The organism is Streptomyces sp. NPDC055815 (genome assembly GCF_053616475.1).
Map to the genome: position 1 here is coordinate 1 of NZ_JBSHDU010000091.1, position 26882 is coordinate 26882.

Genomic DNA, 26882 nt, shown 5'->3' on the forward strand with positions numbered 1-26882 from the left:
CGGTTCACCGTCTCGCGCCGCGCCGTTCCCGCATCAACTCCCTTGCCCCCGGACCCTCTTGCCCCGCGCGGCCACACCCGCTTCACTGGCGAACCTCCCCCACAGGAGAACACCCGTACCACTCACACACCGAGGGGTTCTTCGTGACCGCCAGTCGCACCACCTACGCGCTGACCACCGTCACCGCCGCCGCCTGCGCCGCCGTCCTCGCCACCGCGCTGCCGGCCACGGCGATCAACTCGTACAACGCGACCCCCGCCCCCGAGCGCACCGAGGTCGGCGCGCTCGTCGCGACCTGGGACAACGACGACGACCCGGCGACGCCCGACCGCGTCGACTGGGTCTGCTCCGGCACCATGATCGACGGGAACACCTTCCTGACGGCCGCGCACTGCACCACCGACTGGCCGGCGAACGTCCGTTTCTACGTCTCGCTCGACCAGGACGTGCAGGCCGGCCTGGACCGCGCGGCCGCCGCCCACCCGGGCGACCCGGCCGCCCAGGCGCGGAGCGTGGCCGTCGAGGGCACCGCGTACAGCCACCCCGCCTACCCGGGCCCGGCCTCCGACACGCACGACATCTCGGTGATCGAGCTCCCCGCCGCCGCCGTGAAGGCCCGCTGGTCCTTCACCCCGGCCACCCTCCCCCGGGCGGGCGCCCTCGACGCGCTGGGCCCGCAGGGCCTGAACGACACCTCCTTCCTGGTCGCCGGTTACGGCACGGAGGAGGCGGAGCGCGGCCCGGGCGGCCAGACGCACCCGGGCGGCGGCGTCCGCATGAAGGCGCCGGTCACGTTCAACGCGCTGAACAGCGCCTGGATCCGGCTCGCCATGACCGCGCCCCAGGGGAACGGCGGCGCCTGCTACGGCGACTCGGGCGGCCCCAACTTCGCCGACCTGAAGGGCAAGCGGACACTGGTGGCCACGACGATCACCGGCGATACGCCGTGCTACGCGACCAATGTGGTCTATCGGCTGGACACTCCCGGCGCGCGTGACTTCCTGAAGCCGTACGTCCAGCTCCCCTGACGTCACCGGCCCGAGCCCGTCCCGCCCGCCCGCCGTCACTCTCCGTGATCTTCGCACGATGGGGAACCGGGCGGGACGGGCGAGCGGTTTCGTCCGCTCAGGTTTCTGCCACTGTCCGATATCCGGAGAGTCGAGCGGAGGGTGCGACAGGACCAAGAATCACTCAAGCCCCTTAGCGGAACTGCACGTTCTCAGTATGTGAACACTGCATTACAGACCCTAATGCCCCAGTTTGCCCATGCGGCGCGCACACTCTTTCCCCGTCGGCATAACAAGACAGTCACATCCTGTCCTCGCCGCTCCCCGACCCTCCCCACCTGCGCTTAGAGTCACGGCCAGTCACCGCGCCGCCGGGCGCGTCCTAGTGCACGGCCCTGTACCAAACCCAGTACGGCCCGGCGTTCCAAAACGGCACCCCTCGCTCCGCAGCTTCACGGCACCGCCTCATTCCGAGGGGGCCGCGCCAGGGAAAGGACCCTTCGTGCGAAACCGTTCGTTGCTCATACTCACCACCGCGGTCACCGCGGGAGCGCTGACGCTCACTGCCTGTGGTTCCCGTGACAAGGGCGGCGCCGAGAACGGCGACAACGGCAACGTCACCGTCACCATCGGTCTGGACGCGCCGCTCACCGGTGAGCTGTCCGCCCTCGGCCAGGGCATCAAGAACTCGGCCGACCTCGCGGTCAAGACGGCCAACAAGAAGGGCTACGTCAAGGGCGTGACCTTCAAGCTGGAGTCCCTGGACGACCAGGCGCAGCCCTCCTCCGGCCAGCAGAACGCCACCAAGTTCGTCGCCGACAAGTCCGTCCTCGGCGTCGTCGGCCCGCTGAACTCCGGCGTCGCCGAGTCCATGCAGAAGGTCTTCGACGACGCGAAGCTGGTGCAGGTCTCCCCGGCCAACACCAACCCGTCGCTCTCCCAGGGCCCGAACTGGGCCTCCGGTGACAAGAAGCGCGGCTACAAGTCGTACTTCCGCACCGCCACCACCGACGCCATCCAGGGCCCGTTCGCGGCCCAGTACGTCTTCAAGGAGGCCAAGAAGACCAAGGCCTTCATCATCGACGACAAGAAGACCTACGGCGCCGGTCTCGCGGGCACCTTCAAGGGCGAGTTCGAGAAGCTCGGCGGCAAGGTCGTCGGCACCCAGCACATCAACCCGGACACCAAGGACTTCGCCGCGGTCGCCACCCAGGTGAAGAGCTCCGGTGCCGAGGTCGTCTACTACGGTGGCGAGTACCCCGCCGCCGGCCCGCTGGCCAAGCAGATCAAGGCGGCCGGCGCCAAGGTCACCGTCGTCGGCGGCGACGCGATCTTCAGCCCGGAGTACGTGAAGCTCGCCAGCCCGGCCTCGGCCGAGGGCGACTTCGCCACCTCGGTCGGCGCGCCGATCGAGTCCCTCGACTCCGCCAAGGAGTTCCTGGCCAACTACAAGGCCGAGAACTACAAGGAGGCCTACGAGGCCTACGGCGGCTACGCCTACGACTCGACCTGGGCGATCATCGAGGCCGTCAAGAAGGCCGTCGAGGGCAACGGCGGCAAGCTCCCCGAGCGCGCCAAGGTCGTCGAGGCCATGCAGGGCGTCTCCTTCGAGGGCGTGACCGGCTCGGTCGCCTTCGACGAGTTCGGTGACACCACCAACAAGCAGCTCACGGTCTACAAGGTCGAGGGCGGCGCGTTCAAGCCGGTCAAGTCCGGCACCTTCGGCGGCTGATCCTCAGCAGCCCCATCTCTCAGCACCACCTTCACCGCGCGGGGGCGCCACACAGGCTCCCCGCGCGGTGTCACATCCGTCGAAAGTCTCGGAGGACAATGCGGTGAACGAACTGCCGCAGCAGCTGGTCAACGGCCTGCTACTGGGATCCATGTACGGGCTCGTCGCCGTCGGCTACACGATGGTCTACGGCATCGTCCAGCTCATCAACTTCGCCCATGGCGAGATCTTCATGACCGGCGGCTTCGGGGCGCTCACGGTCTGGCTCATCCTGCCCGGCGGCACCACCATGTGGATCGCGCTGCCCCTCATGCTCATAGGCGCCATCCTCGTCGCGACGACGATAGCCGTCGGCGCGGAACGCCTGGCCTACCGCCCGCTGCGCGGTGGCCCCCGCCTCGCCCCGCTCATCACCGCCATCGGTCTCTCCCTCGCCCTCCAGCAGGCCGTCTGGTCCCTGTACCCGGAGGCGAAGTCCGCCCGGACCTTCCCGCAGATCCCCGGCGGCCCGATCGAGATCGGCCCGGTCACCATCCAGACCGGCGACGTCTTCCTGCTGATCGCCGCCCCCGTCTGCATGGCCTTCCTCGCCTTCTTCGTCATGCGCACTCGCACAGGTCGCGGCATGCAGGCAACGGCGCAGGACCCGGACACCGCGAAGCTCATGGGCGTCAACACCGACCGGATCATCGTGATCGCGTTCGCGCTCGGCGCCGCGTTCGCCGCCGTCGGTGCCGTGGCCTACGGCCTCAAGTACGGCGTCGTCGACTTCAAGATGGGCTTCCTCCTCGGACTCAAGGCCTTCACGGCCGCCGTCCTCGGCGGCATCGGCAACATCTACGGGGCCATGATCGGCGGACTCGTCCTCGGCATCGCGGAGACGATGGCGACGGCCTACATCGCCCACATCCCCGGCATGCAGCAGCTCGGCGGCCAGTCCTGGGCCGACGTCTGGGCCTTCGTACTCCTCATCGTCGTACTCCTCGCCCGGCCACAAGGCCTGCTCGGCGAGCGCGTCGCGGACAGGGCGTGAGCACCATGACCACCATCTCCGAGAACCCCAACGCACCCACGGCCTCCGAGGCCTCCCCCGAGGCGACCGGCCTCATCGGCTTCATCCCGGCCGGCATCGCCCGCCCGCTCGCCCTGGGCGGCGGCGTCCTCACGGTCGCCAGCTGCTTCCTCGCCTGGACCTGGACCGCCCGCTTCCCGGGTGACCTCACCTTCTACGGCAACCCGGGCGGCCTGCAGCTGCAGGTCCTGGTGACCGGCCTGCTGACCACCCTCTTCGCCCTCTCCTCGTACGGCGTCAAGGGCACCCGCTGGCTGACCCCGGCCGGCAGCGACGGCGCCCTCAAGCTCGCCGCGCTCGCCAACTTCGCGACCGCCTGGTTCACGGTCGGCGCGATCAGCGTCGAGCTCGGCGGCCCGGTCAACCTGGAGCCGGGCGGCGCGGTCGTCGCGCTCGCCACCCTGCTCGCCCTCCTCGGCGCCTTCGCGCTCCCCTTCGAGCGGCCGACGCTGCTGCCCGTGGACCCGGAGGACACCGGCTGGGACCAGTTCAAGCACCGCTGGAGCAACGGCTGGGCCACCTTCCGGGCGTCCTTCGCCGCCGGCCCGGTGCGCAAGCTGCCGGCCATGAACTCCGCCGTCGAGATCCTGATCATCGCGGGAGTCCTCGCCGTCGCGCTGGGCATCTTCACCTACGGTGTCGGCACCGAGTACGACGAGCAGTTCCTCGGCTTCCTGATCGCGACCGGCCTCGGCTTCGCGGCGGTCAACAAGTCGGGTCTCACGGCGCAGGCCACGCAGCTCACCGGCAAGCACCAGAACCTGTCCATCGCGGGCGCGTTCACCGCCGCGGCGCTCTTCCCCTTCACCCAGACCGACGACCAGTACGCGACGCTCGGCGTCTACATCCTGATCTTCGCCACGGTCGCCCTGGGCCTGAACATCGTCGTCGGCCTCGCCGGTCTCCTCGACCTCGGTTACGTCGCCTTCCTCGGCGTCGGCGCCTACGCGGCCGCCCTCGTCTCCGGCGCCCCGACCTCGCCGTTCGGCATCCACCTGCCCTTCTGGGCCGCCGTCCTGGTCGGCGCCGCCGCGTCCCTGGTGTTCGGTGTCCTCATCGGCGCCCCGACGCTGCGACTGCGCGGCGACTACCTCGCCATCGTCACCCTCGGTTTCGGTGAGATCTTCCGTATCGCCGTGATGAACGCCGACGGCACCTCGGGCCCCGACGTCACCAACGGCTCCAACGGCATCGCGTCCATCCCGAACCTCGACATGTTCGGGTTCGACTTCGGCGCCGAGCACAGCATCGCCGGCTTCACGATCGGCCGGTTCGCGAACTACTTCTTCCTGATGCTGCTGATCATGGCGGTCGTCGTGCTGGTCTTCCGGCGCAGCGGCGACTCCCGCATCGGCCGCGCCTGGGTCGCCATCCGCGAGGACGAGACCGCGGCGCTCGCCATGGGCATCAACGGCTTCCGGGTCAAGCTCATCGCCTTCGCGCTCGGCGCCTCGCTCGCCGGCCTCGCCGGCACCGTGCAGGCCCACGTCACCTACACGGTGACCCCGGAGCAGTACGTCTTCGCCGGTCCCATCCCGCCCAACTCCGCCTTCCTGCTCGCGGCCGTCGTCCTCGGCGGCATGGGCACCATGAGCGGTCCGCTGGTCGGCGCGTCGCTGCTCTTCCTCATCCCCAACAAGCTCCAGTTCATGGGCGAATACCAGCTGCTCGCCTTCGGCGTCGCGCTGATCCTGCTCATGCGCTTCCGCCCGGAGGGCATGATCGCCAACCGGCGCAACCAGCTGGAGTTCCACGAGAAGGACGAGACGCCCGCCACGCTCGCCAAGGCAGGTGCCTGAACCATGACGACCACCACCAACAAGGCCGAGGCCACCACCGAGCCGGCCGCCCGCGAGACCGTGCTCGACGCGCGCGGGGTCACCATGCGGTTCGGCGGCCTCACCGCCGTGCGCGATGTGAACCTCACCGTGAACAGCGGCGAGATCGTCGGTCTCATCGGCCCCAACGGCGCCGGCAAGACCACCTTCTTCAACTGCCTCACCGGTCTCTACATCCCGACCGAGGGCGAGGTCCGCTACAAGGGCCAGGTCCTCCCGCCGAAGTCGTTCAAGGTCACCGCGGCCGGTATCGCACGCACCTTCCAGAACATCCGTCTCTTCGGCAACATGACGGTCCTGGAGAACGTCCTCGTCGGACGTCACACCCGCACCAAGGAGGGCCTCTGGTCGGCCCTGCTCCGCGGCCCCGGCTTCAAGAAGGCCGAGGCGGCCTCCGAGAAGCGGGCCATGGAGCTCCTGGAGTTCATCGGCCTCCAGGACAAGGCGCAGCACCTCGCCAAGAACCTCCCGTACGGAGAGCAGCGCAAGCTGGAGATCGCCCGCGCCCTCGCGAGCGACCCCGGTCTGATCCTGCTCGACGAGCCCACCGCCGGCATGAACCCGCAGGAGACGCGGGCGGCGGAGGAACTCATCTTCGCCATCCGGGACATGGGCATCGCCGTGCTCGTCATCGAGCACGACATGCGGTTCATCTTCAACCTCTGCGACCGGGTCGCCGTGCTCGTCCAGGGCCAGAAGCTGATCGAGGGCGACAGCGCGACCGTCCAGGGCGACGAGCGGGTCATCGCCGCGTACCTGGGCGAGCCGGTCGAGGCGGCGCCGGCCGCCGCCGAGCAGGCCTCCGAGTCGGAGGAGGTCCCGGAGGACGCCTCCGAGGACGCCTCCGAGGACGACGAGACCCCCGAGGCCCCGGCCGACGAGGCCCCGGCGGCCGACGAGACCGCCGAAGAGACCGACGAGGAGCCCTCGGAGGACAGCAAGGAGAACGACGCATGACCGCACTGCTCGAAGTCGAGGACCTGCGCGTCGCCTACGGAAAGATCGAGGCCGTCAAGGGCATCTCCTTCTCCGTCGACGCCGGTGAGGTCGTCACCCTCATCGGCACCAACGGCGCCGGGAAGACCACGACCCTGCGGACCCTCTCCGGGCTCCTCAAGCCGGTCGGCGGCCAGATCAAGTTCGAGGGCAAGTCCCTCCGCAAGATCCCCGCGCACAAGATCGTCTCGCTGGGTCTGGCCCACTCCCCCGAGGGCCGGCACATCTTCCCCCGGATGACGATCGAGGAGAACCTCCTCCTCGGCGCCTTCCTCCGGAAGGACACCGCCGGCATCGCCAAGGACGTCCAGCGCGCCTACGACCTCTTCCCGATCCTGGGCGAGCGTCGCAAGCAGGCCGCGGGCACGCTCTCCGGCGGTGAGCAGCAGATGCTCGCGATGGGCAGGGCGCTGATGTCCCAGCCGAAGCTGCTCATGCTCGACGAGCCCTCGATGGGTCTGTCGCCGATCATGATGCAGAAGATCATGGCGACGATCGCCGAGCTGAAGGCCCAGGGCACCACGATCCTGCTCGTCGAGCAGAACGCCCAGGCCGCGCTCGCCCTGGCGGACCACGGTCACGTCATGGAGATCGGCAAGATCGTGCTCTCGGGCACGGGGCAGGACCTGCTCCACGACGAGTCCGTCCGCAAGGCGTACCTCGGCGAGGACTGAGCCCCACGAACCGAAGGCCCGCCCCACAAGGTCGTGGGGCGGGCCTTCTCGTGTACGGAAGCACTCGCGTACGGAAGCGGGGGCGGTTACTGCCCCTTGGCCGCCTTCTTCTCCTCGGCGTCCTCGATGACGGCCTCGGCGACCTGCTGCATCGACATGCGGCGGTCCATCGAGGTCTTCTGGATCCAGCGGAAGGCCGCGGGCTCCGTCAGGCCGTACTGGGTCTGCAGGATCGACTTGGCGCGGTCGACGAGCTTGCGGGTCTCCAGGCGCTGGGAGAGGTCGGCGACCTCCTTCTCCAGGGCGCGGAGCTCGGCGAAGCGGGAGACGGCCATCTCGATGGCCGGCACCACGTCGCTCTTGCTGAACGGCTTCACCAGGTACGCCATGGCGCCGGCGTCCCGGGCCCGCTCGACGAGCTCGCGCTGCGAGAAGGCGGTCAGCATGAGGACCGGGGCGATGGACTCGCCGGCGATCTTCTCGGCGGCCGAGATGCCGTCGAGGACGGGCATCTTCACGTCGAGGATGACGAGGTCGGGCCGGTGCTCACGGGCGAGCTCGACGGCCCGCTGACCGTCCCCGGCCTCGCCGACGACCGTGTAGCCCTCTTCCTCCAGCATCTCTTTGAGGTCGAGGCGGATCAGGGCCTCGTCCTCGGCGATGACGACGCGGGTCGTCAGCGGCGGAACGTGCGACGCCTCGGCGTCGTCGGCGGGCTGGGGCGACTCGGGGGCGGTCACGGGGGCTCCTCGTTCAAGGCCTCTTCCAAGGCGGATACAGCTCACCAAGAGCCTACCTAGCTGCGGTATGGTGGACGCGCAGAGGGTCAGGGGAAACCTTTGATTCCGCGGGCCCCGGTAGCCCAATTGGCAGCAGGCAGTGGATTCAAAACCCACACAGTGTCGGTTCGAGTCCGACCCGGGGCACTTTTCCTTCGATTCGAAGGCCAGCAGGGTGGGGAGTGATCGTCACCCACACGCGTGAAGCCTGATCATCAGCGCTACGCAGCCGGAACGAAGCAGCCACGATCGACCACATGCACGACGTCGAAACGCGCAAGCAGGCGCTGGCTCTCGTCGCCCAGGGTCGGAGCCTCAATTCCGTCAGCAAGGAGACGGGGATCTCCCGCGCGGCCATACGCAGTTGGCGGGCACGCCTGGAACCCCGCCCCCGCGTATCCGCACACTCCACACCCTGTGTGCGATGCCGCCCCGCGCCAGGCACCCCTGAACCAGCGGAGGCGTACGCATACCTGCTCGGGCTCTACCTCGGCGACGGCTGCATCAGCCCGCACCCACGCGGAGGTCACCACCTGCGCATCGCCTGCGCCGACGCCTGGCCCGGCTTGATCGAAGAATGCCGCGACGCGATCCAGGCCGTCCGTCCCGAGGGCAGGGTGTACAACCTGCAGAAGCAGGGCTGCGTCGCAGTCACCAGCTACGGACGCCATTGGACCTGCCTCTTCCCGCAGCACGGGCCCGGCAAGAAGCATGAGCGGCATATCTCCTTGGACCGAGAAGGTGATCGGCGGACAGCGCAAGCGGTACGAATACCCCCGCTACTTCTTCACCAACACGTCCGTTGACATCGCCGGGCTCTTTACCAGCGTGCTCGACCGCGTCGGCGTCGAGTGGAAGGCCGCCAAGCGGAAGGGCACCGCGCAGAACATCTCCGTCGCCCGCAAGGCGTCCGTCGCGCTCATGGACCTTCATGTGGGGCCCAAACACTGACCACTACGTCAGCGGGTCTCCGATGTGGTGGACCCGGACCAGGTTCGTGGAGCCCGCGACGCCCGGCGGGGAGCCCGCCGTGATGACCACGATGTCGCCCGGCCGGCAGCGGCCGATCCGCAGCAGCTCCTCGTCGACCTGGGCCACCATCGCGTCGGTGGAGTCCACGTGCGGACCGAGGAAGGTCTCGACGCCCCAGGTCAGGTTGAGCTGGGAGCGCGTCGCCGGGTCCGGCGTGAAGGCGAGCAGCGGGATCGGCGAGCGGTAGCGGGAGAGCCGCTTGACCGTGTCGCCGGACTGGGTGAACGCCACCAGGAACTTGGCGCCCAGGAAGTCGCCCATCTCGGCGGCCGCGCGGGCCACCGCGCCGCCCTGGGTGCGGGGCTTGTTCCGCTCGGTGAGCGGCGGGAGGCCCTTGGCGAGGATGTCCTCCTCCGCGGCCTCGACGATCCGGCTCATGGTGCGGACCGTCTCGATCGGGTAGCGGCCGACGCTGGTCTCGCCGGAGAGCATCACGGCGTCGGTGCCGTCGATGACCGCGTTCGCCACGTCGCTCGCCTCGGCGCGCGTGGGGCGGGAGTTGTCGATCATCGAGTCGAGCATCTGGGTGGCGACGATGACCGGCTTGGCGTTCCGCTTGGCCAGCTTCACGGCGCGCTTCTGGACGATCGGCACCTGCTCCAGGGGCATCTCGACGCCCAGGTCGCCGCGGGCGACCATGATGCCGTCGAAGGCGGCGACGATCTCCTCGATGTTCTCGACGGCCTGCGGCTTCTCGATCTTGGCGATGACGGGGAGCCGGCGGCCCTCCTCGTCCATGATCCGGTGCACGTCGTCGATGTCGCGGGCGCTGCGGACGAAGGAGAGGGCGATGACGTCGGCGCCGGTGCGCAGCGCCCAGCGCAGGTCCTCGATGTCCTTCTCGGACAGGGCGGGGACGGAGACGGCGACCCCGGGCAGGTTGAGGCCCTTGTGGTCGGAGACCATGCCGCCCTCGATCACGCGGGTGTGCACGCGCGGTCCGTCGACGGAGCTGACCTCCAGGGTGACGCGGCCGTCGTCGACGAGGATGCGCTCGCCCGGGGTCACGTCCCCGGCGAGGCCGGCGTAGGTGGTCCCGCAGCCGTGGCGGTCACCCTCCCTGGGCTCGACGGTGATGGTGAACTCGTCGCCGCGTTCAAGGAGTACGGGCCCTTCACGGAAGCGGCCGAGACGGATCTTCGGGCCTTGAAGGTCGGCGAGGACGCCGACGCTGCGGCCGGTCTCGTCGGCGGCTTTACGGACGCGGTGATAGCGCTCCTCGTGCTCGGCATAGCTGCCGTGGCTGAGGTTGAAGCGGGCCACGTCCATTCCGGCCTCGATCAACGCCTTGATCTGGTCGTATGTTTCGGTGGCGGGCCCAAGGGTACAAACGATTTTCGCTCGGCGCATGAGTCGAGCCTAGGGCTTACCCATCAGTAGGAAATTGGCTCGGCATGACTACTCAACAACCTTTCCGTGAAAGGTTGTTGACAAGTCTTGAATTTGTGCGGCGGGCTGCTCCGATGAGCGGATTACGGGCCGAAAAGCCGTTCGTCTCAGAGTGCGGGAGGCAGCATCGTGAACCGTGCCACGACCTCGGCCGTGACCGTCTGCCGCTGCGGTTCGAGGTCGAGCGGCGGCGCCTCGCCGGCCGCCTCCGCCGCGTAGGCCACGGCCGCCCCGCCGAAGCCGGGCCGCCGCGAGCGCAGCGGCTCCGCGAGCCCGGCGTCCGACAGTTCGAGGAGTGAGGCGAGCGAGGTGCCGAGCGCCTCCGCGTAGGCCCGCGCCCGCTGCACCGCCTCCTCGACCGCGCACCGGCGCGCCTCCGCGTACGCCGGGGACCCCGGCCGCAGCTCCCACCACGGCCCGTCGACGCTCGCCATCTCCAGGTCGGCGAGCCGGGTCACCAGCTCGCCGAGCGCGGTGAAGTCGGTCAGCTCGGCCGCCAGCCGCACCCGCCCCGTATAGGCGTGCACCCGCTCCCCGCGCCCCTTCCGGGTCAGCTCGGGCGAGAGCGAGAAGCTGCCCGTCTCCAGTTTCTCGACCGCGTCGCCGAGCGCCTTCACCAGATCGAGCACCCTCGTGTTGCGGCGGGTCAGATCGGCGAGCGTCTCCGCGCGGTCCGTCCCCCGGGCGGAGACGGTCACCCAGATCCGGGCGAGCTCCGGCTCGACCTCCAGGCGCCCTTCGCCGCGGACCGTCACCTGGGGCGCGTCCGGGCTCGCGTGTGGCTGTGTCATACCGAACACTTTCCCACTCCGTAACCCGCAAGGGCTGTTGCGACGGTGCCGTCTGAGCCAGAATCTACGCGCGTTGTGCGCCATGGTCGGCGCCTGCGCCACAGAACCACAAGGGGAGAAATCAGATGCCGCTGAACCGCAGGACGTTCCTGGAGCGCTCGGCCGCCGCCGGAGCCGGAGTGGCCGTCGCCGGAGTCGCCGCCGTTCCCGCCGAGGCCGCCGCCGCGCCCCTCGGCACCGGCCGGCCGCGTCCGCAGAAGCGGTACTCGTTCACCGTGATGGGCACCACCGACCTGCACGGCAACGTCTTCAACTGGGACTACTTCACGGACAAGGAGTTCGACGACAAGGCGCACAACGACGTCGGCCTCGCCAAGATCTCCACCCTGGTCAACCAGGTGCGCGCCGAGAAGGGCGAGGAGAACACGCTCCTCATCGACGCCGGCGACACCATCCAGGGCACCCAGCTGTCCTACTACTACGCCAAGGTCGACCCGATCACGCAGACCGGCGGCCCCGTCCACCCGATGGCCCAGGCCATGAACGCCATCGGCTACGACGCCGCCGCGCTCGGCAACCACGAGTTCAACTACGGCATCCCGGTGCTGCGGAAGTTCGAGGAGCAGTGCGACTTCCCGCTGCTCGGTGCCAACGCGCTCGACGCCAAGACCCTGCGCCCGGCCTTCGCGCCGTACAGCATGCACTGTCTGCGCACCCCGCACGGCAGGGACGTCAAGGTCGCGGTCCTGGGCCTGACCAACCCGGGCATCGCCATCTGGGACAAGGCGAACGTCACCGGCCAGATGGTCTTCCCCGGCCTGGAGGAGCAGGCGGCCAAGTGGGTGCCGAAGCTGCGCTCCATGGGCGCCGACGTCGTGATCGTCTCGGCGCACTCCGGCTCCTCCGGTACCTCCTCGTACGGTGACCAGCTCCCGTACATCGAGAACGCCGCCGCGCTCGTCGCCGAGCAGGTCCCCGGCATCGACGCGATCCTCGTCGGCCACGCGCACACCGAGATCCCCGAGTACAGGGTCGCCAACAAGGAGACGGGCAAGGAGGTCGTCCTCTCCGAGCCGCTGAAGTGGGGCCAGCGCCTCACCCTCTTCTCCTTCGACCTCGTGTGGGAGAAGGGCCGCTGGATCGTCGAGAAGGCCGGCGCGCAGGTCCTCAACTCCAACACGGTCGCCGAGGACCCGGAGATCACTGGACTGCTCGTCGACGAGCACAAGAAGGTCGTGGAGTACGTCAACCAGGTCATCGGCACCTCCACGGCCGCCATGACCACGACCGACGCGCCGTGGAAGGACGAGCCGATCATCGACCTGATCAACGTCGTCCAGGCCGAGACGGTCAAGGCGGCCCTCGCGGGCGGCCAGTACGCGAACCTGCCGGTGCTCTCGCAGGCCTCCTGCTTCTCCCGCACGGCCCGCATCCCCTCCGGGAAGATCACCATCAAGGACGCCGCCGGGCTCTACCCCTTCGAGAACACCATGGAGGCCCGTCTGATGACGGGCGCCCAGCTGAAGGACTACCTGGAGTTCTCGGCCCGGTACTACGTGCAGACCCCGGCGGGCGCGCCCGTCGACACCGCGAAGCTGACCAACGCCAACGGCACCCCGGACTACAACTACGACGCCGTGTCCGGTCTGACGTACGAGATCGACATCGCCAAGCCGGCCGGCTCGCGGATCGTGAACCTGTCCTTCCAGGGCAAGCCGCTCGACCCGAAGGCGCAGTTCGTCCTCGCCGTCAACAACTACCGGGCGAACGGCGGCGGCGCATTCCCGCACGTCGCCGCCGCCCCGAAGCTCTGGTCGAACTCGGACGAGATCCGCAACACCATCATCCAGTGGGTGAAGGCCAAGGGGACGGTCGACCCGGCCGGCTTCGCGTCGGTGGACTGGAAGCTGACCCGGGACGGCGTGCCGGTCTTCTAGTCGTCACACGTTCTGAGCGAGAGGCGTCAGCTTCCGGTCCTGGGCCGGGATGCTCGGCGCCTCTCGCGCCTCCAGGCCGAAGGTGGTGAAGGCCGTGCGGCGCGGCAGCGGGTACGGCTCCTTGCCGGTGACCGAGTTGAGGATGGTCGCGCTCCGCCAGGCCGCGAGGCCCAGGTCGGGGGCGCCGACGCCATGGGTGTGGCGCTCGGCGTTCTGGACGTACACGGAGCCGGTGACCGCGGGGTCGAGGACCAGCCGGTAGCGCTCGTCGACCCGCGCGCGGCCGGAGGCGTCATGCCGCAGGTACGGGTCGAGACCGGCGAGCATCCGGTCCACCGGGCGCTCCCGGTAGCCGGTCGCGAGGACGACGGCGTCGGTGGTGAGCCGGGAGCGGCTGCCCTCCTGCACGTGCTCCAGGTGCAGCTCGACCTGGGTGGTGGCGACCCTCCCCGCGGTGCGGACCCGGACGCCGGGGGTGAGGACGGCGTCGGGCCAGCCGCCGTGCAGGGTGCGGCGGTAGAGCTCGTCGTGGATGGCGGCGATGGTCTCCGCGTCGATGCCCTTGTGCAACTGCCACTGTCGGGGCACGAGTTCGCCGCGCACCGGCTCGGGCAGGGCGTGGAAGTAGCGGGTGTAGTCGGGGGTGAAGTGCTCCAGGCCGAGTTTGGAGTACTCCATGGGCGCGAAGGCCTCGGTGCGGGCCAGCCAGTGGATGCGCTCGGCCCCGGCGGGACGGGCGCGGAGCAGGTCGAGGAAGACCTCGGCGCCGGACTGGCCGGAACCGATGACGGTGACGTGCCCGGCGCGCAGCAGCGTCTCGCGGTGGTCGAGGTAGTCGGCGGAGTGGATCACCGGGACGCCGGGGGCGTCGGCGAGCGGACGGAGCGGCTCGGGGACGTACGGCTCGGTGCCGACGCCCAGGACCACGTTCCGGGTGTAGGCGCGGCCCAGGGCCTCGGCCTCGCCCTCCGGGTCGATCTGGGTGAAGTCGACCTCGAAGAGGCGTCGCTCGGGGTTCCAGCGGACGGAGTCGACCTGGTGGCCGAAGTGCAGGCCGGGGAGGCGCTCGCTGGCCCAGCGGCAGTAGGCGTCGTACTCGGCGCGCTGGATGTGGAACTTCTCGGCGAAGTAGAAGGGGAAGAGGCGCTCGCGGCTCTTCAGGTAGTTGAGGAAGGTCCAGGGGCTCGCGGGGTCGGCGAGGGTCACCAGGTCGGCCAGGAAGGGGACCTGGAGGGTGGCGCCGTCGAGGAGCAGGCCCGGGTGCCAGTGGAAGGCGGGCTTCTGCTCGTAGAAGGCGGCGGCGAGGCCGCCGGGGACGCCCTGCGCGAGGGCGGCGAGCGAGAGGTTGAAGGGGCCGATGCCGACGCCCACCAGGTCGTGGGGTTGGTCGAGGTCCTGCTGGGGGGTGCTGCCGGTCATCGGTGCGTGCTGCCTTCCACGAGGGTGAGGATCCGGGCGAGGTCGCCGGAGGTGGTGTGGGGGTTGAGCAGGGTGGCCTTGAGCCAGAGGCGGCCGTCGGCCTTCGCCCGGCCGAGGACCGCGCGGCCCTCGGTGAGGAGGGTGCGGCGGATCGCGGCGACGGTCGTGTCGTCGGCGCGGGCGGGCCGGAAGAGGACGGTGGTCAGGGTGGGGCGTTCCCTGAGGTCGAGACCGGGGGCCTTCTCCACCAGATCGGCGAACTCCTGGGCGAGGTCCATGCACGTGTCGACGAGCGCGCCCAGGCCGGTGCGGCCGAGGGCCCGGAGGGTCACGGCGGTCTTGAGGACGTCGGGGCGGCGGGTGGTGCGCAGGGAGCGGCCGAGGAGGTCGGGGAGGCCGGCCTCGGTGTCGTCGTCGGCGTTCAGGTAGTCGGCGGTGTGGCCGAGGACGGCGAGGTCGGCGGTGTCGCGTACGGCGAGGAGTCCCGCGGCGGCCGGCTGCCAGCCCAGTTTGTGCAGGTCGACGGTGACGGTACGGGCCCGGTCGAGGCCGTCGAGGAGCCCGCGGTGGGTACGGCTGAAGAGGACCGGCCCGCCGTACGCCGCGTCCACATGCAGCTCCGCGCCCCGGGCCGCGCAGACCTCGGCGAGCGCGGGGAGCGGGTCGATCAGGCCCTCGTCGGTGGTCCCGGCGGTCGCGGCGACGAGGACGGGCCCCGTCTCCCGGTCCAGGGCCTCGGCGAGGGCCGCCGGGTCCACGACCCCTGCCGGGGTGGGCAGGGTGACCGGTTCGCGCAGGCCGAGGAGCCAGGCGGCGCGGCGGAAGGAGTGGTGGGCGTTGGCGCCGACGACGAGGCGCACCCGCGGGTCGCGCTCCCGGGCGAGGAGCAGCGCGAGCTGGTTGGACTCCGTGCCGCCGGTGGTGACCAGCGCGTCGGGGGCTTCCGCTCGGGGGAAGACCTCGGCGGCCAGGGCCGCCGTCACCGCGGCCTCCAGGACGGAGGCCGCGGGGGCCTGGTCCCAGGAGTCCATCGACGGATTCAGCGCGGAGGCGGCGAGATCCGCGGCCGCGGCGAGCGCGAGGGGCGGGGTGTGGAGGTGGGCGGCACAGAGGGGGTGAGCGGGGTCCGCGGCGCCCTCCGCGAGGGCCTGCACGAGGGTACGGAGGGCCTCGTCGGGTCCCGTTCCGGTGTCGGGGAGTACGGCTCCGAGCGCCGCGACCCGACGGGCCACGGCCTCCGGTCCCCCCGCCGGCAGGGGGCCACCCCTGACCTGCGCCCCTTCACGGAGGGCGTCGAGGGCGGTACCGAGGAGCCGGCTCAGGGTGGTGGGGTCGGAGGCGAGGGGCGGGGGTGCGGCACGCATGGACGACAGGGTGGCGGGCCGTGCGGGGCGCTGTCCGGGGAGTGCGCCGATGTGACCCGAACGGGGGACATGCGGGCCGCTCTGCCGTGTGGGCCCGCGCCCGGCGCCGTGTGGGCAATCGTCCCGCAGGGCGGGACGGGTGGGCACACGGGACGGCGCCCTCTCGCGGCGCCTCCGCGTTCCGAGCCTGGACCCGCACCGGCTGTACGGCGCACGTGGTGCGGGTTCAGGCGCGGGAGCCTCTGGCGCCGGCAGGGGCGCCGTTCCGTTGTGCCCACCCGTTCCGCCCTGCGGAACGATTGCCCACAACGGCGGAAGCGCGCCCACAACGGCGGCGTCAGGTCACTTGTAGGTTCGCCATCATGCCCATGTCCTCGTGTTCCGCGTTGTGGCAGTGGAAGAGGTACCGGCCCCGGTAGCCCTCCCACCTCGTGATGATCTCCGCCGACTCCCCCGGCCGCAGGGACACCGTGTCCTTCAGGCCCGCGTCGTGCGCCGGCGGCGCCTCGCCGCCCCGGGAGAGGATGCGGAAGCCCGTCAGGTGGAGGTGGACGGGGTGGTGGACGTCCGCGATCAGGCGCCAGATCTCCACGTCGCCGAGGCGGACCGTGACGTCCGAGCGGGCCGGGTCGAAGGGGAGCCCTCCGATCAGCCAGCCGTGGCCGTCGTCCTCGCCCATGCGGCCCGCGCGGAAGGAGAAGTCACGGACCCGGACCGCCTCCGACCGCCGCCACCTCGGGAGGTCCGAGGAGAGGACGGCCGGGACGCGGCTGTCGTCCGCGGCCTTGCGGGTGACCCGGAAGGCCATCACGTCACGGGTGCGGCCGGAGCCCAGGCGGTTGACGAGCTTCACCAGGGTCCCGACCGGGACTCGGGCGAAGTCGACGACCACGTCGTAGCGTTCGGCCGGGGCGACGGGCAGCGTGAAGTGCTTCACCGGTGCCGCGAGCAGGCCCTGGTCGGCGCCGATCTGGGTGAACTCGAGCATGCGGCCGTCGCCTTCGTCGACGAACTCCAGCTCGTAGTGCCGGGCGTTCGACGCGTTGAGGAGGCGCAGCCGGTAGCGGGCCGCGTCGACCTCGTGCACGGGCCAGGGCGCGCCGTTGACGAGGATCACGTCGCCGAGGACGCCCGCCACGTAGGGCTCGCGGACGCCGGGGCGGTCCCGCAGCGTGGGGTCGAGGGACGGGTAGTCGAGGCTGCCGTCGGCGGCGAAGGACCGGTCCGCGATCATCAGCGGCAGTTCCCGCGGCCCGGACGGCAGGCCGAGGGCCTCCTCGGCGTCGTCGCGGACGATGTGCAGTCCGGCGAGGCCCCGCCAGATCGCCGGGGCGGTGAAGTCCATCCGGTGGTCGTGGTACCAGAGCAGCGTCGGCCGCTGGTCCAGCGGGAAGGTGTAGTCGCGGGTGAGTTCGGTCGTCACCGCCCGCGGGTCGTGCATGACGTGACCCGATCCGTGTCCCCCGTGGCCCCCATGTCCCCCGCGGCCGCCGTTCCAGCCCTCGGGCAGTACCAGGTCCGTCGGGTAGCCGTCCGAGGCCGCCGGGGTCCGTCCGCCGTGCAGGTGCACGACCGTCGGCACGGGTAGTTCGTTGCGGTGCGAGACCGTGACCGGGCGCCCCCGCCGCGACTCGATCGTGGGACCGGGGAACGTGCCCCCGTACGTCCACAGCGGTGTCCGTACGCCGGGCAGGATCTCCGCCGTCACCTCACGCTGCACGATCTCGTAGCGGTCCGCACCGCCGCTCGTGCCGACCGGCTTCAACACCGGCGGGAGCGGCAGCGGCACCCGGAACGGCGGCGGCAGCGGCACCCCGCTGCGGAGTTCCGCGCCGGTGACCGCCGGTCGGCGGGACAGGCCGGCCGCCGCTGTCAGACCGCCGGCCGCCATCAGCCCGAGCGCGCCTCCGACGGCCAGCACCCGGCGCCTGGTCGGGTCAGGCATCGACGGCCTCCCGGCGCTCCAGCGGCCGCAGCCACACCGCGGTGAACAGCACGACGACGGCCGCGACGGTGAACACGCCCAGGGGGATGTGCAGCCACAGCGCCCCGGCGGCGCCGGCGAAGTACTGCACCGTCTCGGCGACCGCGAGCGCCAGGGTGACGTAGAAGGGCCAGGAGCGGCGCAGCCGCGCCCAGACCACGATCGCGACGACGAGCTGGACGAGGCAGAGCGAGGTGACGACGTCGGCGCCCGCCCCGTGCATGCCCAGACCGTCGAAGTCGCCGCTCAGATAGACGCCGGCGAACACCGGCTGGCCGAAGACCGCCACCACGTGCGCCGTGACGACGGCTCTCCACACACCCCTCAACATGACGCGCTCTCCCCCTGGTTGTCGGCGCGGAACGGTCCTGACGCTATGCCCCGGGGCGATAATCTGTCGAAGATCAATATCGTTATCGGGCTATGTCCCTGGGGGCATGATGGATCTCCACGCGCTCCGGCAGTTCGTCGTCGTGGCCCGCCTGGAGCACCTCAGCCGCGCGGCCGAGGAACTCGGTGTGGCCCAGCCGTCGTTGAGCCGCACCGTGGCCCGGCTGGAGAGCGAGCTGGGCACGCCGTTGTTCGACCGGGTCGGCCGGCTGCGGCTGAACGACGCGGGGAAGGTGTTCCTGCGGCACGTCGAGCGGTCCCTCGGGGAGCTGGAAGCGGGTCGCCGGGCCGTCGCCGCGGTCTCGGGCGGGGAGTTCGGCACCGTACGGCTGGCCTCGGAGACGTTCCTGACGCTGACCGGGCCGCTGGGGGCGTTCAAGCGGGCCCATCCCGGTGTCGAGGTCGAGCTCCATCAGATGGCCGCCGAGGAGATGGCCCGCGGCCTGCGCGGCCAGGAGGTGGACCTCTGTGTCGCCTCGCAGCCGTGCGCGTCGGAGGGCCTGGAGGCGGTCCGGCTGCTCGACGAGGCGGTGTGGGTGGTCGCGCCGCTCGACCACCCCCTGGCGGGCCGGGCCTCGGTGACCGTCGGCGAGCTCGCCGACGAGCCGTTCGTGACCACCCGCACGGGGCACTGGCAGCGCAGGCTCCTCGACCGGCTCTTCGCCGGGAACGGCCTGACTCCCCCGAGGATCGTCTGCGAGGGCGACGAGCCCAGCGCCACCGCGATCCTGGTGGCGGCGGGGCTGGGCATCGGCCTCATCCCGGACATGGCCCGGCGCAGCGCGACCCGCGCCCCCGTCGCCTGGATCGCCGTGGACAGCCCCGACTGCCGGCGCACCCTCACCCTGCTGCGGTACGCCGACGGCCGTCCGGCCGGCGCCGCGCGCCTGATGCACGCGGCGCTGACCGGCTGGGACTGGTCGGGGGGACCGGTCTAGCCACGGACGCGCAGGGCCCGGCGCAGGTCGTCGAGCTGGTCGACGAGCCAGCGGTGGAGGGCGGGGATCATCGTGTCGTCCGCGAGGTGGGACTCGCCGAGGGCCAGGGAGTCGGCGTCGATCGCGTACGCGGGGAAGGCGTAGCGGCCGGCGGCCTCGCCCATCGCGGGGCCCCGGCGGTCGCCGAGCGCGACGGCCGCCTCGTAGAAGCGCGGTACGTACTCCCGTACGAGCTCGGCCTGTTCGGGCTGCCAGAAGCCCCGGGCGGTGGCGGTGAAGAGGTAGTTGGAGAGGTCGTCGGAGTCGAAGAGCGCCGACCAGGCGGCGGCCTTCGCCTCGGGGGTGGGCAGGGAGGCCCGGCAGCGGGCGGCGCCCTCCTGGCCGGTGGCGCTGGGGTCCCGCTCCAGTTCGGCGGCGATGACGGTCTCGTCGGTGGCGCCGAGGACGGCGAGCCGGGCGAGGATCCGCCAGCGCAGTTCGGGGTCGAGCTCGGGGCCGCCGTGGACGGTGCCCTCGTCGAGCCAGGAGGCGATCTTGTCGGGGGTGGTGGCGCTGTCGATGCAGGCGCGGACGGCGGTGAGGCGCAGTCCGGGCTCCTCGCCGTCCTCGGTGCGGCGCAGCAGGGCGCGGGCGATCTCGCTGAGGGTGGCGAGGGCGGCGGGCCGCTCGTCCTCGGGGACGTACCGGTCGGCGATCTGGGTGCGGGCGAAGCCGAGGACGCCTTGGACGAGGGCGAGTTCGGTCTCCTCGGGCAGGTGCGCGAGGGCGGTCTCCAGGTAGGCGGCGGGCTCCAGTTCGCCGTCGCGGACCATGTCGCGCATCGCGTTCCAGACGACGGCCCGGGTGAGGGCGTCGGGGATGCGGGAGAGGCCGCGCAGGGCGGACTCGGCGGAGACCTCGTCGAAGCGGAGCTTGGTGTAGGTGAGGTCGCCGTCGTTGAGGACGACGAGGGCGGGGCGCGGGCCGGTCAGCTCGGCGGGCGCCTCGTGCGGGACGTCGAGCTCGCGGTGCTCGCGGAGGGCGAGTTCGCCGTCGGGCTGCCGGTCGTAGATCCCGGCGTGGACGCGGTGCGGGCGGCTGCCGTCGCGGTCGACGGCGAGCTGCCAGTGGGTGCCCTCGCCGGTCAGGTGCGGGGTGAGGATGTCGACGCCGGTGGTGCGCAGCCACTGCTCGGCCCAGGCGTGGACGTCGCGGTCGGTGGCGGCGGCCAGGTTGTCGATGAAGTCGGCGAGGGTGGCGTTGCCGAACTTGTGGCGCTTGAAGTGGATGTTGATGCCGGCGAGGAAGTCCTTCTCGCCGAGCCAGGCGACGAGCTGGCGGAGGGCGGAGGCGCCCTTGGCGTAGGAGATGCCGTCGAAGTTGAGGAGGGCGGAGGCGGTGTCGGGGACGGCTTCCGGGTCGGGGGCGACGGCGTGGGTGGAGGGCCGCTGGTCCGCTTCGTATCCCCAGGACTTGCGGGTGACGCCGAAGTCGACCCAGGTGTCGGGGAAGAGGTCGGAGCAGGCCTCGTTGATGGTCTGGTAGCCCATGTACTCGGCGAAGGACTCGTTCAGCCAGATGTCGTCCCACCAGCGCAGGGTGACGAGGTCGCCGAACCACATGTGGGCCATCTCGTGGGCGATGACCATGGCGCGGGTCTGGCGTTCGGTGACGGTGACGGCGGAGCGGAAGACGAACTCGTCGCGGAAGGTGACGAGTCCGGGGTTCTCCATGGCGCCGGCGTTGAACTCGGGGACGAAGGCCTGGTCGTACGAGTCGAAGGGGTAGGGCTCGTCGAACTTCTCGTGGTAGCGGTCGTAGCAGGCCCGGGTGACGGCGAGGATCTCGTCGGCGTCGGCGTCGAGGTGGGCGGCGAGGGAGCGGCGGCAGTGGATGCCGAAGGGCAGGCCGGCGTGTTCGGTGCGGATGCTGTGCCAGGGGCCGGCGGCGACGCAGACGAGGTAGGTGGAGAGCAGCGGGGTGGGGGCGGCCTGCCAGCGGCCGTCCTCCTGCTGTTCGGTGATGCCGTTGGAGAGGACGGTCCAGCCCTCGGGGGCCTTGACGGCCACCTCGAAGACGGCCTTCAGGTCGGGCTGGTCGAAGCCGGCGAAGACGCGCTGGACGTCCTCCATGAACAGCTGGGTGTAGACGTACGACTCGCCGTCGGTGGGGTCGGTGAAGCGGTGCATGCCCTCGCCGGTGCGGGAGTACCGCATGGTGGCGCTGATGTGCAGGGTGTGCTCGCCCTCGGTGAGGTTCAGCGGGAGCCGGTTGCCGTCGAGGGCGGTGACGTCGAGGGGTTCGTCGTCGAGGAGGGCGGAGTGCAGGGTCTCGGGCTTGAGCTCGACGAAGGTGTCCCCCGCGGCGCGGGCCGTGAAGCGGATGAGGCTCTGTGACTGGAAGGTCTCGTCGCCGGTGGTGAGGTCGAGGTCCACGCGGTAGTGGTGGACGTCGAGGAGCTGGGCACGGGTCTGCGCTTCGTCGCGCGTCAGTACGGACATGGGCCCTATGCTGCCCGATCGCCCTCTTCCGGGGCAGGGGGTGTACGGGTCTCAGGCCAGGCCGGAGCCGTTCAGGTGGGTGAAGGCGGCGGCGATGCGGGGCCGGTCGTAGCCGGTCGGTCCGGCGGCGCCGCTGGAGATGAGGGTGTGGAGCAGGATCCGGGCCTTGGCGGGGTCGAGCGGGCCGGCGGGGATCAGTCCGTGGTGCAGCAGGTCGTATTCGGAGCCGGGGCTGCGGTAGGTGTGCGAGAGGGTCGCGCCGCCGCCGGTGCGGGAGGCCAGGACGACGGGGATGCGGCGGGCGATCTCGGCGAGGGGTTCGACGAGCGGGGCGGGGGCGTGTCCGGCGCCGAAGGCGGCGACGACGAGGCCCTGGAAGCGGTCGTCGACGGCGTCGAGGAGTTCGCCGCGGTCGCCGAGGGAGAGGGTCACCAGGGCGACGCGGACGGCGGGGTCGAGCTTCAGCGCGCAGAGCGTGGTGGGGGCGGCGGGGCGGAGCAGGATCCGGGGTTCGCCCTCGACGACGGTGCCGATCGGTCCGGCGCCGGGTGAGGCGAAGGTGGCGATCGAGGTGGTGTGGGTCTTGCGGGCGAGGCGGGCGGCGTGGATCTCGTCGGCGAGGACGACGAGGACGCCGAGGTTCCGGCAGGCGGGGTCGGCGGCGACGGCGAGCGCGGCGGCAAGGTTGGCGGGGCCGTCGGCGCCGGGCAGGTCGGGGCGGCGCATGGCGCCGGTGACGGCGACGGGCTGCTCGGTGGTGCAGAGCAGGTCGAGGAGGAAGGCGGTCTCCTCCAGGGTGTCGGTGCCCTGGACGACGACGACGCCGGAGCCGTCGGCGACGGCCTTGCGGACCTCGTCGGCGAGGGCGGCGAGGTCCTCGAAGGAGAGGGTGGAGCTGGGGACGCGGCGGAAGTCCCGCAGCTCGACGTCCTCGGGGGCGCCGAGTTCGGCGAGGACCTCCTGGCCGGTCATGCGGGCGGCGTCACCGCCTCGGGCGGAGATGGTGCCTCCGAGGGTGAAGACAGTGACGCGGCCCATCAGCGTGCTCCGTCCGCAATCGTCTCGTGGTGCCGGATGACCTCGGCGATGATGAAGTTCAGGAGTTTCTCCGCGAAGGCCGGGTCCAGTTTCGCGCTCTCGGCGAGTTCCCGCAGCCGGGCGATCTGGCGGGCCTCGCGGGCGGGGTCGGCGGGCGGGAGCTGGTGCTCGGCCTTGAGGACGCCGACCTGCTGGGTGCACTTGAAGCGCTCGGCGAGCATGTGCACGACCGCGGCGTCGATGTTGTCGATGCTTTCGCGCAGCCGCGTCAGTTCGGCGATGACGTTCGGGTCGATGGCACTGGTGTCGCTGGTGTCGCTCATGATCTGCGAGCTTAGACGGATCTCGGCTGGATGGTGGGCGGGTGTTCGGGATCCGGAACGACGTTGCTCCAGCCGCCGTGCACGGAGCGTCCCTGCTGTTCGCGGAAACGGATGGGCGCGGTGCCGACCCGGCGGGTGAAGAGCCGGGAGAAGTAGGCGGGGTCGTCGTAGCCGACGCGGCGGGCGACGGCGGCGACGGGCAGCTCGGTGGCGGCGAGGAGCTCCTTGGCGCGGCCGAGGCGGACGGTGAGCAGATAGTCCTTGGGGCTGCAGCCGGCGGCGCGGCGGACGGCGGTGCGCAGCTCGGCGGCGGTCATGCCGTGCCGGGCGGCGTGCTCGGCGACGGAGAGCGGCTGGAAGGCGTCGCGGGTGAGGGCGGCGAGGACGGGGTCGCCTTCGGCGTTGGTGTCGGCGCGGGCCCGGCGCAGGGCGACGAGGAGTTCGTGGACGGCGGCGGCGGTCTCGACCTCCAGGAGGGGGTTGCCGGGGCGGGCGGCGCGGGCGATGCGGCTGATGGCGGCGCGGGCGGGGGCGGCGTCGGAGAGGGGGACGACGGGCCGGTCGGGCTCGATGTAGCCGAGTTCGGTGTAGGTGGCGGTGGCGGGTCCGCCGAAGTCGACGAAGGCCTCGTCCCAGCCGGTGGCGGGGTCGGCGGCGTAGTGGTGGGGGGTGCCGGGGGTGAGCCAGAGGAGGGCGGGGGCGGTGACGGTGGTGCGGCGTCCGTCGGCGCCCCGGTACCAGCCGCCGCCGGCGGAGACGACGACGGCGACGTGGTGGTCGAGGGTGCGCGGGCCGACGGTGGGCAGGGTGCCGTGCTGGAGTCCGACGCCGAGGCAGACGAGGCCGAGGCGGTGGTGGACGGGGCTGGGCGTGAAGTAACGCATCCAGGTGTGGTACATCGCGCGGCCCGCTCTCTCTAACGTCCAAACTGCGACGATCTTTGTCCATGGACCCGGTCGCCGCCAGAGGGTGAGGGTGAGGCCATGAGCACGTTCGCTGTGGGTGACGAGGACTTTCTGCTCGAAGGGCGGCCGGTGCGGCTGCTGTCCGGGGCGCTGCACTACTTCCGGGTGCACGAGGGGCACTGGGAGCACCGGCTCGGGATGCTGCGCGCGATGGGCCTCGACTGTGTCGAGACGTACGTGCCGTGGAACCTGCACGAGCCGGAGCCCGGCCGGTACGCGGACGTGGACGCGCTCGGGCGGTTCCTGGACGCGGTGGGGCGGGCCGGGATGCGGGCGATCGTGCGCCCGGGTCCGTACATCTGCGCCGAGTGGGAGAACGGCGGGCTTCCGCACTGGCTGACCGGCCCGCTGGGGCGGCGGGTGCGGAGCCTGGACCCGGAGTTCCTGGCGCCGGTGGAGGCCTGGTTCCGGCGGCTGCTCCCCCAGGTGGTGGAGCGGCAGGTGGACCGGGGCGGGCCGGTGGTCCTGGTGCAGGTGGAGAACGAGTACGGGAGTTACGGGAGCGACCTGGCGTATCTGGAGTGGGTGGCGGGGCTGCTGCGCGGGTGCGGGGTGAGCGTGCCGCTGTTCACCTCGGACGGGCCCGAGGACCACATGCTGACCGGGGGTTCGGTGCCGGGGGTGCTGGCGACGGCGAACTTCGGCTCGGGCGCGCGGGAGGGCTTCGCGACGCTGCGGCGGCACCGGCCGTCGGGGCCGCTGATGTGCATGGAGTTCTGGTGCGGCTGGTTCGACCACTGGGGCACGGAGCACTCCGTACGGGACGCGGCGGACGCGGCGGCGGCGCTGCGGGAGATCCTGGAATGCGGGGCCTCGGTCAATGTGTACATGGCGCACGGCGGGACGAACTTCGGCGGCTGGGCGGGGGCGAACCGGGACGGTGAGCTGCACGACGGTCCGCTGCGGCCGACGGTGACCTCGTACGACTACGACGCGCCGGTGGACGAGGCGGGGCGGCCGACGGAGAAGTTCTGGGCCTTCCGGGAGGTGCTCGCGGAGTACGCGGAGGGGCCGCTGCCGGAGGTGCCGGAGCCGCCGGCCCGGCTCGCGGCGCCGGTGTCGGGTGCGCTCGACGGGTGGGCGCCGCTTGACGGGGTCCTGGAGGTGCTCGGCGGCGAGGAGACGGTGACGCCGATGCCGCCGTCCTTCGAGGAGCTGGGCGTGGACCGGGGTCTGGTCCGCTACCGGGTGGCGGTGCCGGGGCCGCGGCAGCCGTACCCGCTGGGGGTGACGGGGCTGCGGGACCGGGCGGTGGTGTACGTCGACGGGCGGGCGGCCGGGGTGCTCGACGAGGACGACTGCGTCCTTCCCGAGCCGGTGGCGGGTCCCGCGCTCGTGGATCTGTGGGTGGAGTCGCTCGGCCGGGTCAACTACGGGCCGCGGGTCGCGGAGCCGAAGGGGATCACGGGCGGCGTCCTGCACGAGCGGCAGTATCTGCACGGGGTACGGGCGCGGGCGCTGCGGCTGGACGCGTTCGAGGCGGCGGCGGTCGGCAAGGTGGCGTTCGGGCCGGTCTCCGACGGGCCGGGCCTGTACCGGGGGACGCTCGGCGTGGCGGGCGCGGGCGACGCGTGGCTGCGGCTGCCGGGCGCGACCCGGGGCTTCGTGTGGGTGAACGGCTTCTGCCTGGGCCGCTACTGGGCGGCGGGCCCGCAGGAGGCGCTGTTCGTGCCGGGCCCGGTGCTGCGGGAGGGCGCGAACGAGGTGTGGGTCCTGGAGCTGGAGGGCGGCCCCGGGACGGGACCGGTCCTGGACCCGGCGTGAACGTGAAGGTGCCCCGGGACGGGACCGGTCCTGGACCCGGCGTGAACGTGAAGGTGCCCCGGAGCCGAGGCCGCTCCGGGGCACCCGTTCACGGTTGCCGCCGCGTCCGGGCCGCGCGGGCCGGGCGTGACGGCGGTGCCGGGTCCGCTACAGCGTGGCGGCGGCGGACTTGATGGCGGCGGCGAAGGTCGAGACCTCCGTGTAGACGCCGGGGTAGCCGGCCCGCGCGCAGCCCTCGCCCCAGCTCACGATGCCGACCTGGATCCAGGCTCCGTTGTTGTCCTTGCGGAACATGGGGCCGCCGGAGTCGCCCTGGCAGGTGTCGACCCCGCCCTGGCTGTAGCCGGCGCAGATCTCCTCGGCCGGCACGAGGTCGCTGCCGTAGGCGGTCTGGCAGGAGGCGTCGGAGACGAACGGGACGTTCGCCTTGAGCAGGTAGCGCTGCTGCGAGCCGCCCTCGCGGGCGGCGCCCCAGCCGGCGACGGTGAAGGTGCCGCTGTTGTACGCGGTGGTGTCGGCGATCTTCAGGTTGGGCAGCGAGGTGATCGGGCTGGCGAGCTTGATCAGCGCCCAGTCCTTGCCCTGGCCGTTGTAGCCGGGGGCCTGGAGGACCTTGGTCGACTTGACCTTGATGGCGCTGCTGGACTGGAGGTCCACGACTCCGGCGGTGGCGGTGATGCTGGTGTTGTTGCCGGAGCCGCTCACGCAGTGGGCGGCGGTGAGGACGACCTGAGGGGTGATCAGGGAGCCGCCGCAGCCCATGGAGAGCCTGACCATCCAGGGGAACTCGCCCTGGGCGGCGCGGGTGCCGCCGACCACGGGGGCCGGGGCGGCGGAGGCGGTGGTGGTGGGCTGGAGGCTGACGGCCGCCAGGACGACGGCGCCGGCTGCGGCCAGCTTCTGGAGGGCACGGACCATGCGGTTCTGCTGCTTCACGTGTCTTCCTTCTCTCGTGGGGGGTCGGCCCCGA

21 protein-coding genes, 1 tRNA gene and 1 pseudogene are annotated in these 26882 nt (G+C 71.4%); 11 read left to right on the forward strand and 12 right to left on the reverse strand.

What is annotated here, in order from left to right:
- Positions 1 to 143: 143 nt before the first annotated feature.
- The 6 genes from ACWGN5_RS36030 to ACWGN5_RS36055 all read left to right on the forward strand — a co-directional run bounded on the left by ACWGN5_RS36030 (position 144) and on the right by ACWGN5_RS36055 (position 7319).
- Complete coding sequence (locus ACWGN5_RS36030) at positions 144 to 1028, forward strand: trypsin-like serine protease (RefSeq protein WP_453522633.1); 885 nt, start codon at positions 144 to 146, stop codon at positions 1026 to 1028.
- Positions 1029 to 1509: 481 nt separating this feature from the next.
- Positions 1510 to 2739 carry a branched-chain amino acid ABC transporter substrate-binding protein gene (locus ACWGN5_RS36035; RefSeq protein WP_453522634.1) on the forward strand — a complete coding sequence of 410 codons (1230 nt, stop codon included), beginning with the start codon at positions 1510 to 1512 and terminating at the stop codon, positions 2737 to 2739.
- 103 nt (positions 2740 to 2842) lie between these two features.
- On the forward strand, positions 2843 to 3772 hold the full coding sequence (locus ACWGN5_RS36040) for a branched-chain amino acid ABC transporter permease (protein WP_453522635.1): 930 nt from the start codon (positions 2843 to 2845) through the stop codon (positions 3770 to 3772).
- Positions 3769 to 5610, forward strand: a complete 1842-nt coding sequence (locus ACWGN5_RS36045; RefSeq protein ID WP_453522636.1) for a branched-chain amino acid ABC transporter permease — start codon at positions 3769 to 3771, stop codon at positions 5608 to 5610. Before ACWGN5_RS36040 ends, ACWGN5_RS36045 begins: the two co-directional genes overlap by 4 nt.
- Positions 5611 to 5613: 3 nt before the next feature.
- Positions 5614 to 6606: an ABC transporter ATP-binding protein gene (locus tag ACWGN5_RS36050; RefSeq protein WP_453522637.1), complete on the forward strand. Its 993-nt coding sequence runs from the start codon at positions 5614 to 5616 to the stop codon at positions 6604 to 6606.
- The gene (locus ACWGN5_RS36055; protein WP_369143668.1) at positions 6603 to 7319 is read left to right on the forward strand and encodes an ABC transporter ATP-binding protein; all 717 of its coding nucleotides are present in this window, start codon (positions 6603 to 6605) and stop codon (positions 7317 to 7319) included. Before ACWGN5_RS36050 ends, ACWGN5_RS36055 begins: the two co-directional genes overlap by 4 nt.
- 86 nt (positions 7320 to 7405) lie before the next feature.
- Here ACWGN5_RS36055 and ACWGN5_RS36060 read toward each other — a convergent pair whose 3' ends face one another.
- The gene (locus ACWGN5_RS36060) at positions 7406 to 8059 is read right to left on the reverse strand and encodes an ANTAR domain-containing response regulator (protein WP_453522638.1); all 654 of its coding nucleotides are present in this window, start codon (positions 8057 to 8059) and stop codon (positions 7406 to 7408) included.
- A gap of 111 nt (positions 8060 to 8170) precedes the next feature.
- On the opposite strand from ACWGN5_RS36060, the gene ACWGN5_RS36065 reads away from it, so the two are divergent.
- Both ACWGN5_RS36065 and ACWGN5_RS36070 read left to right on the forward strand, forming a co-directional pair.
- Positions 8171 to 8245: transfer RNA gene (locus tag ACWGN5_RS36065), tRNA-Leu, on the forward strand.
- Between the two features lie 110 nt (positions 8246 to 8355).
- Positions 8356 to 9049: pseudogene (locus ACWGN5_RS36070) on the forward strand (transcriptional regulator).
- Positions 9050 to 9052: 3 nt separating this feature from the next.
- Here ACWGN5_RS36070 and pyk read toward each other — a convergent pair.
- Both pyk and ACWGN5_RS36080 read right to left on the reverse strand, forming a co-directional pair.
- Positions 9053 to 10480: a pyruvate kinase gene (pyk, locus tag ACWGN5_RS36075; protein WP_453522639.1), complete on the reverse strand. Its 1428-nt coding sequence runs from the start codon at positions 10478 to 10480 to the stop codon at positions 9053 to 9055.
- Positions 10481 to 10626: 146 nt separating this feature from the next.
- Positions 10627 to 11310 carry an SIMPL domain-containing protein gene (locus ACWGN5_RS36080; protein WP_453522640.1) on the reverse strand — a complete coding sequence of 228 codons (684 nt, stop codon included), beginning with the start codon at positions 11308 to 11310 and terminating at the stop codon, positions 10627 to 10629.
- A 125-nt stretch (positions 11311 to 11435) separates the two neighbouring features.
- Between ACWGN5_RS36080 and ACWGN5_RS36085 the strand changes: the two genes are divergently transcribed.
- The gene (locus ACWGN5_RS36085; RefSeq protein ID WP_453522641.1) at positions 11436 to 13247 is read left to right on the forward strand and encodes a bifunctional metallophosphatase/5'-nucleotidase; all 1812 of its coding nucleotides are present in this window, start codon (positions 11436 to 11438) and stop codon (positions 13245 to 13247) included.
- Between the two features lie 3 nt (positions 13248 to 13250).
- On the opposite strand, the gene ACWGN5_RS36090 is transcribed toward ACWGN5_RS36085, so the two are convergent.
- The 4 genes from ACWGN5_RS36090 to ACWGN5_RS36105 all read right to left on the reverse strand — a co-directional run bounded on the left by ACWGN5_RS36090 (position 13251) and on the right by ACWGN5_RS36105 (position 18345).
- A complete protein-coding gene (locus ACWGN5_RS36090) occupies positions 13251 to 14666 on the reverse strand; it encodes a lysine N(6)-hydroxylase/L-ornithine N(5)-oxygenase family protein (RefSeq protein WP_453522642.1) in 1416 nt (471 codons plus the stop codon).
- Positions 14663 to 16030: a pyridoxal phosphate-dependent decarboxylase family protein gene (locus tag ACWGN5_RS36095; RefSeq protein ID WP_453522643.1), complete on the reverse strand. Its 1368-nt coding sequence runs from the start codon at positions 16028 to 16030 to the stop codon at positions 14663 to 14665. The genes ACWGN5_RS36090 and ACWGN5_RS36095 overlap by 4 nt, the downstream gene beginning before the upstream one ends.
- Before the next feature lie 337 nt (positions 16031 to 16367).
- Positions 16368 to 17975 carry a multicopper oxidase family protein gene (locus tag ACWGN5_RS36100; protein WP_453522644.1) on the reverse strand — a complete coding sequence of 536 codons (1608 nt, stop codon included), beginning with the start codon at positions 17973 to 17975 and terminating at the stop codon, positions 16368 to 16370.
- Positions 17968 to 18345 carry a hypothetical protein gene (locus ACWGN5_RS36105; RefSeq protein WP_453522645.1) on the reverse strand — a complete coding sequence of 126 codons (378 nt, stop codon included), beginning with the start codon at positions 18343 to 18345 and terminating at the stop codon, positions 17968 to 17970. Before ACWGN5_RS36105 ends, ACWGN5_RS36100 begins: the two co-directional genes overlap by 8 nt.
- Before the next feature lie 106 nt (positions 18346 to 18451).
- On the opposite strand from ACWGN5_RS36105, the gene ACWGN5_RS36110 reads away from it, so the two are divergent.
- Positions 18452 to 19342, forward strand: coding sequence for a LysR family transcriptional regulator (locus ACWGN5_RS36110; RefSeq protein WP_453522646.1), 891 nt, complete (start codon positions 18452 to 18454; stop codon positions 19340 to 19342).
- On the opposite strand, the gene pepN is transcribed toward ACWGN5_RS36110, so the two are convergent.
- From pepN to ACWGN5_RS36130, 4 genes are read right to left on the reverse strand one after another with little or no spacing between them, the layout of a single operon-like run.
- A complete protein-coding gene (gene pepN, locus ACWGN5_RS36115; RefSeq protein ID WP_453522647.1) occupies positions 19339 to 21822 on the reverse strand; it encodes an aminopeptidase N in 2484 nt (827 codons plus the stop codon). The genes ACWGN5_RS36110 and pepN overlap by 4 nt on opposite strands.
- Before the next feature lie 51 nt (positions 21823 to 21873).
- On the reverse strand, positions 21874 to 22860 hold the full coding sequence (locus ACWGN5_RS36120; protein WP_453522648.1) for an asparaginase: 987 nt from the start codon (positions 22858 to 22860) through the stop codon (positions 21874 to 21876).
- Complete coding sequence (locus tag ACWGN5_RS36125) at positions 22860 to 23183, reverse strand: chorismate mutase (RefSeq protein ID WP_453522649.1); 324 nt, start codon at positions 23181 to 23183, stop codon at positions 22860 to 22862. The genes ACWGN5_RS36120 and ACWGN5_RS36125 overlap by 1 nt, the downstream gene beginning before the upstream one ends.
- A gap of 11 nt (positions 23184 to 23194) precedes the next feature.
- Positions 23195 to 24082: an AraC family transcriptional regulator gene (locus ACWGN5_RS36130; RefSeq protein WP_453522650.1), complete on the reverse strand. Its 888-nt coding sequence runs from the start codon at positions 24080 to 24082 to the stop codon at positions 23195 to 23197.
- Positions 24083 to 24166: 84 nt separating this feature from the next.
- On the opposite strand from ACWGN5_RS36130, the gene ACWGN5_RS36135 reads away from it, so the two are divergent.
- Positions 24167 to 25912: a glycoside hydrolase family 35 protein gene (locus ACWGN5_RS36135; RefSeq protein WP_453522651.1), complete on the forward strand. Its 1746-nt coding sequence runs from the start codon at positions 24167 to 24169 to the stop codon at positions 25910 to 25912.
- Positions 25913 to 26059: 147 nt separating this feature from the next.
- On the opposite strand, the gene ACWGN5_RS36140 is transcribed toward ACWGN5_RS36135, so the two are convergent.
- Positions 26060 to 26830, reverse strand: a complete 771-nt coding sequence (locus tag ACWGN5_RS36140; protein ID WP_453522658.1) for a S1 family peptidase — start codon at positions 26828 to 26830, stop codon at positions 26060 to 26062.
- Positions 26831 to 26882 lie beyond the last annotated feature (52 nt).

Coding starts and splice junctions, on each gene's coding strand:
- ACWGN5_RS36085 (WP_453522641.1), top strand. CDS start 11,436: ATGCCGCTGAACCGCAGGACGTTCCTGGAGCGCTCGGCCGCCGCCGGA.
- ACWGN5_RS36095 (WP_453522643.1), bottom strand. CDS start 16,030: ATGCGTGCCGCACCCCCGCCCCTCGCCTCCGACCCCACCACCCTGAGC.
- ACWGN5_RS36140 (WP_453522658.1), bottom strand. CDS start 26,830: ATGGTCCGTGCCCTCCAGAAGCTGGCCGCAGCCGGCGCCGTCGTCCTG.
- ACWGN5_RS36080 (WP_453522640.1), bottom strand. CDS start 11,310: ATGACACAGCCACACGCGAGCCCGGACGCGCCCCAGGTGACGGTCCGC.
- ACWGN5_RS36050 (WP_453522637.1), top strand. CDS start 5,614: ATGACGACCACCACCAACAAGGCCGAGGCCACCACCGAGCCGGCCGCC.
- pepN (WP_453522647.1), bottom strand. CDS start 21,822: ATGTCCGTACTGACGCGCGACGAAGCGCAGACCCGTGCCCAGCTCCTC.
- pyk (WP_453522639.1), bottom strand. CDS start 10,480: ATGCGCCGAGCGAAAATCGTTTGTACCCTTGGGCCCGCCACCGAAACA.
- ACWGN5_RS36105 (WP_453522645.1), bottom strand. CDS start 18,345: ATGTTGAGGGGTGTGTGGAGAGCCGTCGTCACGGCGCACGTGGTGGCG.
- ACWGN5_RS36125 (WP_453522649.1), bottom strand. CDS start 23,183: ATGAGCGACACCAGCGACACCAGTGCCATCGACCCGAACGTCATCGCC.
- ACWGN5_RS36135 (WP_453522651.1), top strand. CDS start 24,167: ATGAGCACGTTCGCTGTGGGTGACGAGGACTTTCTGCTCGAAGGGCGG.
- ACWGN5_RS36120 (WP_453522648.1), bottom strand. CDS start 22,860: ATGGGCCGCGTCACTGTCTTCACCCTCGGAGGCACCATCTCCGCCCGA.
- ACWGN5_RS36110 (WP_453522646.1), top strand. CDS start 18,452: ATGATGGATCTCCACGCGCTCCGGCAGTTCGTCGTCGTGGCCCGCCTG.
- ACWGN5_RS36055 (WP_369143668.1), top strand. CDS start 6,603: ATGACCGCACTGCTCGAAGTCGAGGACCTGCGCGTCGCCTACGGAAAG.
- ACWGN5_RS36100 (WP_453522644.1), bottom strand. CDS start 17,975: ATGCCTGACCCGACCAGGCGCCGGGTGCTGGCCGTCGGAGGCGCGCTC.
- ACWGN5_RS36130 (WP_453522650.1), bottom strand. CDS start 24,082: ATGTACCACACCTGGATGCGTTACTTCACGCCCAGCCCCGTCCACCAC.
- ACWGN5_RS36090 (WP_453522642.1), bottom strand. CDS start 14,666: ATGACCGGCAGCACCCCCCAGCAGGACCTCGACCAACCCCACGACCTG.